The 13,152-nt window shown below is 49.0% G+C and carries 12 protein-coding genes; 4 read left to right on the forward strand and 8 right to left on the reverse strand.

Annotated elements, in window-relative coordinates:
• Window positions 1-48: 48 nt before the first annotated feature.
• The 5 genes from ACYVJM_RS02595 to ACYVJM_RS02615 all read right to left on the reverse strand — a co-directional run bounded on the left by ACYVJM_RS02595 (window position 49) and on the right by ACYVJM_RS02615 (window position 5,741).
• A complete protein-coding gene (locus ACYVJM_RS02595) occupies window positions 49-891 on the reverse strand; it encodes a macro domain-containing protein (RefSeq protein WP_461146640.1) in 843 nt (280 codons plus the stop codon).
• A 5-nt stretch (window positions 892-896) separates the two neighbouring features.
• Window positions 897-1,463, reverse strand: a complete 567-nt coding sequence (locus ACYVJM_RS02600) for a TIR domain-containing protein (RefSeq protein WP_461146641.1) — start codon at window positions 1,461-1,463, stop codon at window positions 897-899.
• Between the two features lie 468 nt (window positions 1,464-1,931).
• Window positions 1,932-2,981 (reverse strand): alpha-hydroxy acid oxidase, encoded by a 1,050-nt coding sequence (locus ACYVJM_RS02605; RefSeq protein WP_461146642.1) that lies wholly within the window; start codon window positions 2,979-2,981, stop codon window positions 1,932-1,934.
• Window positions 2,982-2,997: 16 nt separating this feature from the next.
• Complete coding sequence (locus tag ACYVJM_RS02610; protein ID WP_461146643.1) at window positions 2,998-4,482, reverse strand: serine hydrolase domain-containing protein; 1,485 nt, start codon at window positions 4,480-4,482, stop codon at window positions 2,998-3,000.
• Between the two features lie 32 nt (window positions 4,483-4,514).
• Entirely contained in the window at window positions 4,515-5,741 is a 1,227-nt protein-coding gene (locus ACYVJM_RS02615; RefSeq protein ID WP_461146644.1) for a serine hydrolase domain-containing protein, read from the reverse strand.
• Between the two features lie 338 nt (window positions 5,742-6,079).
• Between ACYVJM_RS02615 and ACYVJM_RS02620 the strand changes: the two genes are divergently transcribed.
• The gene (locus ACYVJM_RS02620) at window positions 6,080-6,937 is read left to right on the forward strand and encodes a lytic transglycosylase domain-containing protein (protein ID WP_461146645.1); all 858 of its coding nucleotides are present in this window, start codon (window positions 6,080-6,082) and stop codon (window positions 6,935-6,937) included.
• Between the two features lie 103 nt (window positions 6,938-7,040).
• Here the strand turns inward: ACYVJM_RS02620 and ACYVJM_RS02625 are convergent, their stop codons facing one another.
• A complete protein-coding gene (locus ACYVJM_RS02625; protein ID WP_461146646.1) occupies window positions 7,041-7,892 on the reverse strand; it encodes a CvfB family protein in 852 nt (283 codons plus the stop codon).
• A 280-nt stretch (window positions 7,893-8,172) separates the two neighbouring features.
• On the opposite strand from ACYVJM_RS02625, the gene ACYVJM_RS02630 reads away from it, so the two are divergent.
• The 3 genes from ACYVJM_RS02630 (at window position 8,173) to ACYVJM_RS02640 (ending at window position 10,887) form a co-directional block, all read left to right on the forward strand.
• Window positions 8,173-8,988: an MlaE family ABC transporter permease gene (locus ACYVJM_RS02630; protein WP_461146647.1), complete on the forward strand. Its 816-nt coding sequence runs from the start codon at window positions 8,173-8,175 to the stop codon at window positions 8,986-8,988.
• Window positions 8,989-9,015: 27 nt separating this feature from the next.
• Window positions 9,016-9,771 carry an ABC transporter ATP-binding protein gene (locus ACYVJM_RS02635; RefSeq protein ID WP_461146648.1) on the forward strand — a complete coding sequence of 252 codons (756 nt, stop codon included), beginning with the start codon at window positions 9,016-9,018 and terminating at the stop codon, window positions 9,769-9,771.
• A 90-nt stretch (window positions 9,772-9,861) separates the two neighbouring features.
• Window positions 9,862-10,887 carry an MlaD family protein gene (locus ACYVJM_RS02640; RefSeq protein ID WP_461146649.1) on the forward strand — a complete coding sequence of 342 codons (1,026 nt, stop codon included), beginning with the start codon at window positions 9,862-9,864 and terminating at the stop codon, window positions 10,885-10,887.
• 112 nt (window positions 10,888-10,999) lie between these two features.
• Here the strand turns inward: ACYVJM_RS02640 and ACYVJM_RS02645 are convergent, their stop codons facing one another.
• Together ACYVJM_RS02645 and ACYVJM_RS02650 are read right to left on the reverse strand one after the other, a co-directional pair.
• On the reverse strand, window positions 11,000-11,719 hold the full coding sequence (locus ACYVJM_RS02645; protein WP_461146650.1) for a head GIN domain-containing protein: 720 nt from the start codon (window positions 11,717-11,719) through the stop codon (window positions 11,000-11,002).
• Between the two features lie 313 nt (window positions 11,720-12,032).
• Window positions 12,033-13,082 (reverse strand): sialidase family protein, encoded by a 1,050-nt coding sequence (locus tag ACYVJM_RS02650; RefSeq protein ID WP_461146651.1) that lies wholly within the window; start codon window positions 13,080-13,082, stop codon window positions 12,033-12,035.
• Window positions 13,083-13,152 lie beyond the last annotated feature (70 nt).

Raw genomic sequence — 13,152 nt, forward strand, 5'->3', positions numbered from 1 at the left:
TAGCACCAAATCTGCAATTTTGCCAAACTGCTGCAATAGGTAACGTCATTATATACCTAATTCAATAGATTTTATGTTGAATAAATTTATTTGCCCAATTTTATCTTGATGAATTACTATCGTAAGTTTAGCAGGGTGCTTAAATTTCATTTCACTTAATTTAAATGTCCAAAGCATAATCTTTAATAAATCTTCATCACTTATATTTTTGTGTTCTTTTATTCGTGTTACTCCAGAACCGAAGACAGGAACAGCAACAGGCCTCTGAGCATAAACACGATTAACTCTATCCCAAAAATTAATCAAGAATTCAATGTATTCAGGCATTGTTAAAGTTGCTTTATTATGCTCATCAAATTTAGAAAATGCAGTTAGTATGAATTTTTCATAAACTATAATTGTGCTTAGTTTAAATTGTACATTTTTGCCGCCTAACCTTCTGTATTTTTGAGAGTTAATTACATCTAATTCATCTAAATTTTCTGTAATGAAGGCGTCAAGTTCATTGACTCTCCCACTAAAATGTTTATTAATGAAAATACCATTAAGCGATTTAGAAGATATTACTTTCTCGTCTACTAAAGTGTCAAAATATTCGTTAAATGGAATAACCTTAAGACCTTCCTCAGCAAATAAATCACCACATTTTACATTTACATTACTACCATCAATATCAATATTAATATCCGTAAGTTTATTGGCTATATACCAAATTATTATATATGCTATAATTAAAATAACAAATGATAAATAGCCGAAATACTTTAAATATTCTTTGTGTTCATCAGGTATAATATTAAAAAGTAATACAAATGATAATATTCCAGATATTATTGAAAAATATACCCAAAACTTATTTCTTACCCCTTTGTCAAAAAAATTAACTTTCATTCTAATTAGTGATTATAAAAATAGTCATTAGGCTTGCCACTAGTATCAACTTTAAAAGCTGAGTTATTTAAAGCATTACGTATTAAATCCTTGTTCATTGGAACATGTAGTACAGGCACCTTATACTTAGAATCTCTAAAAACTGGCAATTTATTCCATAAATTTTTAACAATATTGTTTAAATTATTTTTATCATATGTAAGCAGGTCTTCCTTTGTTTTCAAGTCAGGATAAATTACAATGACAGGAAGATTAAGTGTATTAATTCCATAATCAATTTCTTCTCTTAAAGCCCTTGAATTTGAGGTGTAGTCACTTAAAAACAAGATAATATTTCTTGAATTTCTTAGTCTTTGTCGAAGTCTTGGTTTAAGAGTAGTTTCCCAATCACTACTATCTCGAACATTATATGTTGTATCATGAGAATTGTTAAAAGGGAATGAATTATCTAAACCTTTCCATGCTTTTAGCATGTTATAATAACAAAAATCTTTAGTTGCATGAGCACTAAGAGGTGACTCATGGAATGGCTCACTTACGTAAAACGCAGAATAATTGCAGAGTTTACTCATAATTTAAATTTGTTTAGATATTTTTTAGATGATTGTTGGTAAGCTACTGCCTATAACTCGCAGGCTGCCGCACTTTTTATGCAAAATACGCACTTTACGTTTTGTATTACTGTACTAAGGCTTTGCTTGTCGGGACGTTTACACTGTCGACCACAACCTGAAAGCGCAAGCCTAATGCTGCCTAACTAAGGCGTTCGACTTGTCAGCCGAAACCCGGAAATGGAAGCCAAAACCTGACCTCTGCGGCCTGCAACCTGTCGCCCACAACCCGGCACACAAGCACTTTATGGCCGATTCACCCAACATGTTATTATACGCAAAACCACTAAATGTTAATGCACTATTTACCAGTTGGTTAGCATTTAGCGCTCGCTTATAATTGGACTTTCAATTATAAACAAAAATTAGCATAATGAATACAAAATCTGCATTAACATTGATGTAATTTTTGTCAAACCCTCCCTCTCTCTACCGCCAGATTACGGATTGGTCAATATCGGCCAGGGTGGCTTTGCCGGTGAGGGCCATTGTCAATTCCAATTCGGTCCGGAGAATGGTGAGCACTTTTGCGACGCCCGCAGCCCCGCCATAGGCCAGGCCAAAACAGATGGGTTTACCGACTAACACCGCATTGGCACCCAGGGCAATGGCTTTGACGACATCGGTGCCCCGGCGTATGCCGCCATCCATCAAAATGGGCACGCGTTTAGCTACCCGTTCGGCTATACGCGGAAGGGCCTCAATGGTGGCTGGTACCGTATCCAGATTACGTCCACCATGGTTCGAGACGACAATGCCGGATACGCCTGCCTGCACGGCGATTTCGGCGTCGTCGGGATGCAGAATTCCCTTGAGCAGAATTGGGATTTTCGCGAACGATTGCAGCCAGTCGACATCGTTCCAGGTCAGCGACTTCGTGAGCGCGAAGGCATCGGCCATGTGGGGCGTTCGTATGCCCTCCGGCATGGCGAAGTTGACCCGTTGCTGCCGGTTTCGAACGCCCGCAACGGGTGTATCGACCGTCACACAAAGCGCCCGGCAGCCGTGCGCTTCGGCTTCCTGCACTAACGCTTTTGTCCGTTCCCGATCGTCGCTCACGTAAAGTTGAAACCAGAGCGGCTGCGTTGCCACCGAGGCAATGTCGCCCAGGGGGGTGGTTGTAAATGAGCTGACCACATAGAGAGCTTCGGCGGCTCCGGCACCCCGGGCGGTAGCCAGCTCACCCTCGGGGTGCATGGTTCTGTGATAGGCCGTTGGCGCAATGAGGATGGGATAAGCCAGATCGAGTCCGAATAGGGAAACCCGCGTGTCGATCCGACTCACATCCACGAGTACCCGCGTGTTGAGCCTCAGTGCATCCAGCGCCTGCCGGTTCCAGCGAAGCGTAAACTCATCGGCGGCTCCGCTGGCTACATATTCATAGGCCATGGGTGTCATTCGCTCCGCAGCCAGCTTTTCTACATCAAACAGATTGATAAGTTGGTTGACTTCCAACAGATCGCGTTCAGCTACATTCATCGGGCTACGTACCCGTTTACTTTTTTGTGGCGGGTACCGCTTCCATAAGCAGCGCATAGGCTTTATTTAATGCTTTGCCGCCCGCTTGGGCCCCTTTGTAATGCCCCAGCCGAACTACAACCAGTTCATGCGAGGGAATAATTGCCACGGATTGGCCACCCGCACCCAACATCATATAAGCCTCCTTGGGAATGGGCCGGGCACCATCGCCGTTGATCCAGAACAGACCGCCGTAAATGGGCCGACCGTCGGCAACCCAGGATTCGGCCAGCGTGCTCACAAATTTGGTAAAGCCGGGAGCCAGAATCCGCTCGCCGTTCCAGACGCCATCCTGCAGGTACAGATTACCCAGCCGGGCCCAGTCCCGACCCGATGCAAACTCATAGCCCTGGGTCAGGAAATTGCCGTGGGGGTCCGTTTCCATGACCATCGTACGCACCCCGATCCTGTCAAACAAGGCACGTTGCGGAAACGTATGATATACCTCACCCATTTTCTCAATACCCAGGCGATTTAGGTAATTGGTCAGCACAGGGTCCGAATTCCGATAGCGCCCTACTGTATTGGGCAACCATTGCTGGGGCAGATTAGCTGCGTAGTCGAATGAATTACCCGCATCGGTATAGAGGTACAAATGGTCGGGGTAGCCAAGGGCAGGGTCATAATCGGGGTCCTGTGGTGCCCGGCAGTATAAGCCGCTGGACATGTGCATAATGTCCATGATTCTGATTTTGGCCCGGGGATCGCCTTGGCCCTGCCACTGCGGAATGGGTGCCGGTTGTTCGAGTGTATACACACCCTTGTTAATGAGGATACCCAACAAAGTAGCCGACAGGCTTTTGCCCATCGACCAGCTTTCCAGCGGGGTATCTTTCGTGATGCCTTCGCCATAGCGTTCGGCAATGACCCGGCCTTTGTACGTGACCACAAATGCCGCCGTTTGTGCCTCGGCGGGCTCAAAGGCGGCATTGATAGCCTGCTTCACCTTAGCCATATCAACTTCCGCGGGCATAGGTCCCGTTGGCAGCACATCGCCCATGGGCCAGGGCGTTTTGGCCGCGTCAGGCAGATGACGCGGTACTTTTACCGGTTTATAGGCCAACGAGGTTTGTCCTTCGGGCAGGGTTACACAGCCCTGATCACCGGTGTAGATGGCCGTTCGGGTGATGCCATTCGGCAGGGTGATTGACACCGATTTACGGGTATAATCGACAACGGGCTTCCCGACTTTAGCCCGCTCTTCGTACGGACTCGTGAAATAACCCACATTTTCAGCCGCAAAATCGGGCTTCAGTCCCGTAATGAACACGGCCGAACACATGATCTTCGCGTAACCCGAGGTGTGGTGCGACAATGCATCGCCCGGCGGACCTTTGTAAGGCGTTTTTAACGAAAGTTCATTGGCCCGCGCCAGCATTTTATCGCGTACTGTCTGCGCCTTGCCTGATAGGGAGGTTACGACAAAAAACGTAGTTGCAACGATTTGTAGCGGTCGATTCATGGTGTTAAAGGGATGAAATGTATAGGCTGGTACTACTTCTGGAAGGCATCCAGTACGCGTTTCACGATGCCATCCATCGCTTTTGTATCAATCCAGCGAACCACCATAACCAGGTCATGCTCCGTATCGACATAAATCATATTCGTTCCATTGCCCAGATGGTAATAGCTGGTGGCTGATGCGGATGGCAACAGTTTCTGATCCGTGTTTAGGAAGTAGTTCATGTAGCCGTAGGTAGGCTGAGCCGGTGTCGGCGTACGTGACTGGTTAATCCACTGCTCCGAAATGAGCTGCCTTCCGTTCCAGTTGCCTTTATTCAGCGTTAGCAGCCCAAAGCGGGCCATATCCAGCGCGTTGATGAACATACCCCCGCCCCAGTGGCCACCCCCGCTGACCGATTGCACGGCTTGCCCGTCCAGCACGATCCATGAATTGCGGTAGCCCGCCCAGCGCCAGGTGTTCGATGCTCCAATTGGGTCCATCACGTTTTCCTTCAGCACCTGCGGGAGGGGTCTGCGCCAGACGCTGGTGGCGGCTAAAGCCAGGGCATTTACCCGAACGTCGTTATATTCATACACCGCACCGGGCAGATTACGTTTGCGGTTCAGCCATTTGGCGGCATCCGGATCGGGGCGGTCGGCCCAGTCGGGTTTGCCCCAGAGTGTCCCCTCCCAATCGCTGGTTTGGCGCAGCATATGATCCCAGGTAATGGTGCGGTTGTGCGGTGTTTGAAACGGGGTAATCAATTCGGGTTTACCAAAGTCGTCGGCAACGCGCGTAACGGGTTGATTGTACAATTCGATTGGCGGTACATAGCCCGCAACGGTGTCATTCACGCTATGGATCAGCCCTTTATCGACGGCCAAACCAACTACGGTCGACAGAAAGCTTTTGGTCACACTGTGCGTAATGTCGCAACGCTGGGGTTCGCCCCATTCGGCCACAATGTAGCCTTTGTACACAATGACCCCGGTGGGTTCGCCCCGGTCGGCAAACGGTCCTACGGCGTAGCCAAACGGCTCCTTACCGAACGACTGGTAGTGCGACTGCTCCATACTGCGGGGATTTTTTATCTCATTATCCCGATGAAAGGCAATCGCTTCCTGAATTTTGGCACCCGACAGTCCCATCTCGGCGGGAGTTTTGCGGAGCCACTGATGCGCGGCTGGAAAGTACGGACTGGCTTTGGGCGTAACTTTCTTTTGGGCAACGGCAATGGTGCTTACGAGAACGAACAGGAGACTTAACTTCGAGGGCATTTTCAATTGAGGTTGTCTTGTGTAAAGCACCCAATAAACAACATTTTCGGCAATGTTTACACGGCTGAACCAATTGATTGGTCTGATGAGACAACCACTGTCCACTGTCTTTAACGAAATGGCAGTGCTGAGATCCTAACCACTTTTTTACCAGGAAAGACCCCCAAAATTTAACTTTATAGTTGCCCCTCTAAATTAGTGGAACTCAGTTTGTTCGCCATTCTTTCAGCCAAAACTCCCGCTTCATATTAACAATCCCTATATATAATATTGATTATCAAGGCACTAATTAAAACCTAGTTTCGTTATAGACTAATTACCAACCTGATTTAGTTTTGTTGAAAAAAGTAGGATTTCCTCTGTTGATGGCCATCATTCGCCCGGCTGTCACGGTTGCCGCCAAGCTGATTGCACCCGCTGTGGGCTCTTCGGCACTCCCTAATTTTCACCCTTCCAAAACCAGTGCAGTAACGCGGTCTGACGCGACCTGTCTCCTGACTCGCCGGACGGATGTATCTACGATGCTTGTTCCTGCGACAACGAGTGCGCCCGACTTACCGCTCCTCGACGTTAATTTTTGTGGTGAATGTTTACCCCTCGACCAGACCGATGTTGTTGACCGCTGGAAGCATGTGTTCACGCTTTTCCGGAGTCACTCCAGCGATTTAGGTAATCTTCGCCAGCGGGCGGAGGCTTTTTTCCCGATTATCGACCCAATACTGGAGGAATATGAGATTCCGGACGATTTTCGGTATGTTCCGCTTGCCGAAAGTGCCTTACGACCCAAAGCTGTTTCGCGGGCCGGGGCGGCAGGCTACTGGCAGTTGATGCCGGGTACCGCCCGTGCGCTGGGGCTCAAGGTAAGCGGCAAAACAGATGAGCGGTTCAATGTTCAGAAAGCTACTGTTGCTGCCTGCCGGTATCTGCGAAAATTGTACGACCAGTTGGGTTCCTGGTCGCTGGTCGCTGCGGCCTACAATGTCGGGCCGGGCTATATGAAAAATCAGCTTAAACGGAACGACCACCGTGACTACTACCGGATGACTCTGCCGCGCGAAACCCGGTATTATCTATATCGAGTGCTGCTTTATAAAGAGATCCTGTCTCGCCCGGATGATTATTCGTCTTTTTTGACCCCCGAAACGCAAACGGCTTACCATCCGTTTAACCGGTTCGTTCTGGAACGTGCCAGTTAGTACACAAAGCCCTCCATTTTGAGAAAAAGAAGGGTTAACCACAAAGGCCACAGAGAAATAGTCCTCTGTGACCTTTGTGGTTAACCCTTCTTTTCTTCAGTCGTTAAACCAACCGGATACCCTTCTCTTCCAGAACGATCTTACGCTCCCGGTAGAGGGTGCCAATGGCTTTCTTGAACGTCTTCTTGCTCATTTCGAGGGTTTCATAGATTATTTCCGGCGAGGTATTATCCGTAAGGGGAAGAAATCCATTTTCGGCTTTCAACGTAGCCAGAATCCGCCGGGCATTCGGCTCCACGTTTTCGTAACCTGTCCGCTGCAGGCTTACATCTACCCGGTTATCGTCCCGAATATTCTTTATGTAGCCGATCAGCGGATCGCCGGGGCGGACTGTCCGAAATATCTCATTGCTGTATACCAACCCTTTATACCGGTTGTTGATGATTACATTGACGCCCAGATCGGTAAGTTCGTAAGCCAGCAGCTGCACCTCATCGCCAACCTGCAGGTCTCGTACATCCTCGTCCAGAAATCGGCTTACTTTACTCGACGCCACCAGCCGGTTAGTGCTCTCATCAAGATACATGAATACCACGTACCACTGGCCCACTTCCATAGGGCGGGCCTGTTCGCGGTGGGGTACCAGCAGGTCTTTTTCCAGTCCCCAGTCCAGAAACGCCCCCGCACTGGTCACGGCAACGACTTCCAGGCTGGCAAACTCATCCCGCTGAATGGCGGGCGTCAGGGTCGTCGCAATCGGCCGATCTTCCGAATCGGTATATACGAACACATCGATATCATCATCGACCGAAAGTGTGTCGGGAACGTATTTATTCGGAAGTAGTAAATCGTTATTAAAATCCTGCGTCCGTCGGTCAGACAGGTCGCCCAGGAAGTAGCCAACGCTTGTTTCGCGCAGGGCTGTCAGGGTATTTATTCGTCCAATGGTAATCATAAGCAACTGGCCAACCCATCGGCAGACGGGTCATATGGGCTACAAAGGTCGTTTTTTTATGTTCCTTTCCCACCGGTTTCTCTTGATAGATTCCTGATGAGACTATTTCATTAAAAAAAAGGCACATTTGCACAGTTTTTTTACCGCTGAGGCAATTTTTAGTCGGAAAAGTCATGGCAAACCGATTAACTCAAGTTCAACCAAAACCCTAATCGTCTAAATCAGTTATACCTCTACATCCGGCAGGGCGTATCCCGTCGGCTTTCCCTCCATTTTTTGAATGCAGTCTGATACTACAAAAACTACTGGTCGTGCTTCAGATCGGCCCGTTGTTACCCGGCGGCTTGATAGATTTTTACTTGGCTTAGCGGATGTTTCGTCCTTTGTGGGCCGTTTCTTTCGGGAAGCTCTCTTGCCTCCTTACGAATTTAAAGAGATTGTTCGTCAGTGTTACGAAGTCGGCTTTCGCTCGTTGCTGCTGATCTCCACAACGGGCTTCATCACGGGTATTGTCTTCACGAACCAATCCCGCCCGTCTCTATCCGAATTTGGTGCTACATCATGGCTGCCCTCACTCATAGCCATCGCCATCGTTCGGGCGCTGGGGCCGCTCGTAACGGCACTTATTGCTGCGGGCAAAGTGGGATCGAGCATTGGAGCCGAGCTGGGGTCGATGAACGTAACCGAGCAGATCGATGCCATGGAAGTTTCCGGCACCGACCCCTTCAAATTTCTGGTCGTTACCCGTGTTCTGGCCACATCGTTTACCATTCCGCTGCTAACGATGTACACCATTTTTGTGGGCCTGATTGGCGCGTACATCAACGTCAACCAGAACGAGCAGACAAGCTTTACGTCGTTCATGCAGGAGGTTTTTGGCGCGATCACTTACCTGGATATTTTTGCCTCCGTACTTAAATCAATTGTTTTTGGTTTTACCATTGGCATGGTGGGTTGCTACAAAGGCTATCACTCATCGAAAGGCACGGAAGGTGTTGGGAAAGCGGCAAACTCAGCCGTCGTTACCTCTATGTTTTTAGTGTTTATCGAAGAACTCCTCTCCCTGCAAATTGTAGGCGCCATTCGGGGAAGTTGATCAAAAGTGAAAGCGCTCTTATATACAATGACACCATCTACTGAATCTGTAATTTCAATTAAAGGGCTTCGAAAGTCTTTCGGTGATCTTCACGTCCTGCGAGGAGTCGATCTGGAGGTAAGCCGGGGCGAAAATGTAGCCGTACTGGGGCGGTCGGGAACGGGTAAATCGGTGTTGATCAAACTCATGGTTGGCCTGCTCAAACCCGATGCAGGCAAAATCCTTGTGCTCGGACAGGATGTCGAAACCTTGCAGGGTAAAGAACTGGACTTGTTCCGGCAGAAAGTGGGCTTCTCGTTTCAGAGCAGTGCCCTGTACGACAGCATGAGCATCCGCGAAAACCTCGAATTTCCACTGGTGCGGAACGTCCGGAACCTGAGCCGCGGAGAAATTGATAAGGCCGTCGAAGAAGCACTGGACGACGTGGGCCTTTCCCAAACAATCAACCAGATGCCGGCCGAGCTATCGGGCGGGCAACGAAAACGGATTGGTATTGCCCGGACGCTCATCCTGAAGCCTGATATTATGCTCTATGATGAGCCCACGGCCGGGCTGGACCCGATTACAAGTATCGAGATCAACAACCTCATCAATGAAGTCCGGGAGCGATTTGGGGCTACGTCAATCATCATTACCCACGACCTGACCTGTGCCAAAACTACCGGCGACCGGGTGGCTATGCTGCTCGACGGGAAATTTGAGCGGGTAGGTCCGTTTGACGAGGTATTCGCCGACCCTGATGAGCGGATACAGCAGTTTTACAATTACAAGTTTGTGAATTAAACAGTCTGGCACGTTTCCAGTTTTCTGTATACGGTTTATAACATTCACTACTATAAACAGTATACCGTACATTAAAATCAAACCTATTCAATGAGTACAGAATCGAACAAACGCTCCGTTGTCGTTGGCATCTTTGTCCTGCTGGGCATCATCATTTTCGTTGCCGGGGTGTTTGTACTGGGCGGTCAACAAAAACGTTTTACAAAAAGCTTTAAACTCATGGCTGTTTTTAAAGACGTGGGTGGCCTTAAAGTGGGAAACAACGTCTGGTTTTCGGGCGTAAAGATTGGCACTGTTAAGCGAATCAGCTTTTACGGCAATGCGCAGGTTGAAGTGGACATGAACATTGAGGAAAGTTCGAAACAGTACATCCGGAAAGACGCCGACGCAACGATCAGCTCCGACGGGCTGATCGGCAACAAGATCGTGGTCATTGCGGGCGGTACTACCAGCCACCCGGAAGTTGAAGACGGCGACCGGATTAAAACATCGGCCGCGTTGAGTTCCGACCAGATCATGGCAACGCTGCAGGAAAACAATAACAACCTGCTCAAAGTAACCAATGATTTTAAGGAACTGGTTGGTAATCTCCGGCGCGGGAAAGGCACCGTAGGTGCTGTTCTGACCGATTCGTTGGTAGCCGAGAATTTCAAAAAGGCTATGCGTAATCTGGAAGTGGCTTCGGGCAACACGGTAAAAATGACGGGCTCTGTTTCGCAGTTTGCCGCCCGCCTGAATACGAAAGGAACGCTGGCGCACGAATTAGTGACCGATACTACCATTTTTCGACGTCTGAGCCGCTCCGCAGCTTCACTGGAGGGCGCGGCTAAATCGGCTAATACGACGGTAGCTACGCTGGGACAAACGTCCCAAAACCTGAACCGGGCCTCGGAAAAGCTGAACAATACGAACAGCCCACTGGGCGTGCTGCTAACCGACCAGGAAACGGCTGCCAATCTCCGAACTACATTGAAGAATTTAAGTCAGGGATCGGTTTTACTCAATGAAGACCTTAAAGCGGCTCAAAGTAATTTCCTGCTGCGCGGTTTCTTTAAGAAGAAAAACAAAGAAGAAGCCAAGAAAAAGGCGGACAGCACAGCAGCCGTTCAGCCGTAATTGACAGGCAGTTCTACAAGAAACGGGACTTTACTCAATTTTGAGTAAAGTCCCGTTTCTTGTAGAACTGCCTGTCAATCAATGGTTATTTATTCGGCCGTTAACCAATACCTTATTCTTTCTGTACTGAACTGGCACCACTCAGTTGTTGCTGCACCGTTGGTGTACCCCGATAACGTACGGTGCTGGCACCACTGGCCTTGACTACCAGTGAGGTGCCCACATTGATGTTTGCTTTACTGGCCCCCGAAACGACTACATTTGCCTGATCTACGGGGTAGCCAAATGCCTGTATTAACGATGCACCCGACAGGTCGCTCGTGAGGGAAGTTCCCTGTCCGGTCAACCGCAGGACAGAAGCACCGGACAAGACAACATTCAGCCGACTGGCCGGAGCCGAAACCTGACTTTCAGAAGCACCCGATAAGGCGATGTCGAGGTTTTCTATGTTAGAAAAACCACGCACCGTCGAGCGGCTGGCACCGGAAAAATCAACAGCCCGGAGCGTTGGCATTGTAATTGTAAACGCAGTTTGGTACTCCCTCCGACGGGGGTTTCGGTACCGGGCATAGAGCGTACCATTCCGCGTATACACATCAAGGTCATTCAGATTTCGCCGGTCGCCTTCTACCACTACCGAAAAGGTGTTTCCCTGCTGTACGGTGATGTTAAAAGCACTCCCCATATCGACCCGGTCGAATCCGGTGAAAGCATACGTTTGTGTATCACCCTGATAGGGTCCGGCATCCTCGCGGATTAGTGAACAGCTGGCTAAGCTGAGTAACAAAGCGATTAAAATGAGACTGAATAATGGGTTGGACGTTGGTTTCATAACAACTGGTTGTATTTGTTTTTGCTGAATGACAACCAAGTTGAACCTCACCCCTATCTCGTTTCAAAAATTATCAAAAAAAAGGTAAATTTAAATTACAACCACTTAATAATCAACAGATTACCATCAATCCTATTTGAGATTTAAGCTTGACGGTGTTTTTGTCATTCCGACGAAGGAGGAATCGTCGAGTGAGGAGGTGTGCAGTAATTACCGAAGATTCCTCCTTCGTCGGAATGACAAAAACGCGCTTGTTTGGGGTCAATTTGTAAAAGTTTATACAGCTTCATTGGGAAGTGCTATAACCTATTAGCTAAGACACTTTCTTCGGATCAATCACAACGTGTCTAATTCGCTGGCGTTTCCAGGTATAAGTAATCTGAAGCAGGCCATCGGCGGTTTGGATAACCGCCGGATAGGAGTACTCACCGGGGGTATTTTCGAGCACAGCCAGTGTCTTCCAGACTTTACCGTCGGCCGAAATAGCGACTTCCAGCGGGGTACGCAGGCCACCTGACTTCCCAGGTGTCGGTGAAACCGGATTGTACACCAATACCTGCCGACCGTCGGCGAGGGTAACAGCATCCGTTCCGGAATTTGGGTTAGGCAGGGTCGTTTTTTCTAACGGAGACCAGCTTTTCCCCCCATCTTTCGACCAGGTTTCCGCTATGAAACCCGTTTTCTGACTTCGGCAAAGTGCCTGTAACAGCCCGCCGGGATGAAACAGGATACTGGGCTGGATAGCGCCGTCGTTCACACCATCGTTGATCGCTTCGGTTCGCTGCCAGGTTTTGCCCCAATCGCTGGTTTGCTCAAAATGAACCCGCCAGTTATGGTCTTCAGAACTGCTGGGGCACAGCAACACGCCCGAAGCCAGCAAAACCGGTTTATTCTTGATCGGTCCGGCAATTCCATCCGGCAACCGTTCGGCCGCCGACCAGGTCTTCCCGCCATCTGCCGACCGTTTCAGCATCCCCCACCAGGTGGACGGGCTGGGTCCAACTTTGTAGAACAGCAGCAACTCACCTTTAGGTACCTGAAACAAGACCGGGTTCCAGCAGGGGAACCGTTTGCCGTCCGGTTGAACACCGGTAGCCACTTCAACGGGCGTTGTCCAGCCTGAACCTAACCGGTGACTTACCCAGATGCCCACGTCCGGGTGCCGCTCACGCGTCCCACCAAACCACGCAGCTATCAAGCCCTGCTGCGATGTTTCCGCAATGGTAGATGCGTGGCATTCCGGGAAGGGAGCCTGTTCATAAATGAATTCACTTTTCAGAACGGCCGGGCTGGTAGGTTGCGCCCTAAGGTCTTGAAGCGTACAGGCAAGAAAGGCAATGAAGGGGATCAAATATTTTTTCATATCTCAAAAATGCACAACGCAACGGTACCTACTCACAGGAATGTACCCTTGATAAAACATAGCTGGTTTA

The sequence above is a fragment of the Spirosoma pulveris genome (assembly GCF_054781875.1).

What these genes read in the sequence shown, in the direction of transcription:
- ACYVJM_RS02635 (WP_461146648.1), top strand. Translation starts at nt 9,016, where the DNA reads ATGACACCATCTACTGAATCTGTAATTTCAATTAAAGGGCTTCGAAAG.
- ACYVJM_RS02600 (WP_461146641.1), bottom strand. Translation starts at nt 1,463, where the DNA reads ATGAGTAAACTCTGCAATTATTCTGCGTTTTACGTAAGTGAGCCATTC.
- ACYVJM_RS02625 (WP_461146646.1), bottom strand. Translation starts at nt 7,892, where the DNA reads ATGATTACCATTGGACGAATAAATACCCTGACAGCCCTGCGCGAAACA.
- ACYVJM_RS02595 (WP_461146640.1), bottom strand. Translation starts at nt 891, where the DNA reads ATGAAAGTTAATTTTTTTGACAAAGGGGTAAGAAATAAGTTTTGGGTA.
- ACYVJM_RS02630 (WP_461146647.1), top strand. Translation starts at nt 8,173, where the DNA reads ATGCAGTCTGATACTACAAAAACTACTGGTCGTGCTTCAGATCGGCCC.
- ACYVJM_RS02615 (WP_461146644.1), bottom strand. Translation starts at nt 5,741, where the DNA reads ATGCCCTCGAAGTTAAGTCTCCTGTTCGTTCTCGTAAGCACCATTGCC.
- ACYVJM_RS02605 (WP_461146642.1), bottom strand. Translation starts at nt 2,981, where the DNA reads ATGAATGTAGCTGAACGCGATCTGTTGGAAGTCAACCAACTTATCAAT.
- ACYVJM_RS02650 (WP_461146651.1), bottom strand. Translation starts at nt 13,082, where the DNA reads ATGAAAAAATATTTGATCCCCTTCATTGCCTTTCTTGCCTGTACGCTT.
- ACYVJM_RS02645 (WP_461146650.1), bottom strand. Translation starts at nt 11,719, where the DNA reads ATGAAACCAACGTCCAACCCATTATTCAGTCTCATTTTAATCGCTTTG.
- ACYVJM_RS02640 (WP_461146649.1), top strand. Translation starts at nt 9,862, where the DNA reads ATGAGTACAGAATCGAACAAACGCTCCGTTGTCGTTGGCATCTTTGTC.
- ACYVJM_RS02610 (WP_461146643.1), bottom strand. Translation starts at nt 4,482, where the DNA reads ATGAATCGACCGCTACAAATCGTTGCAACTACGTTTTTTGTCGTAACC.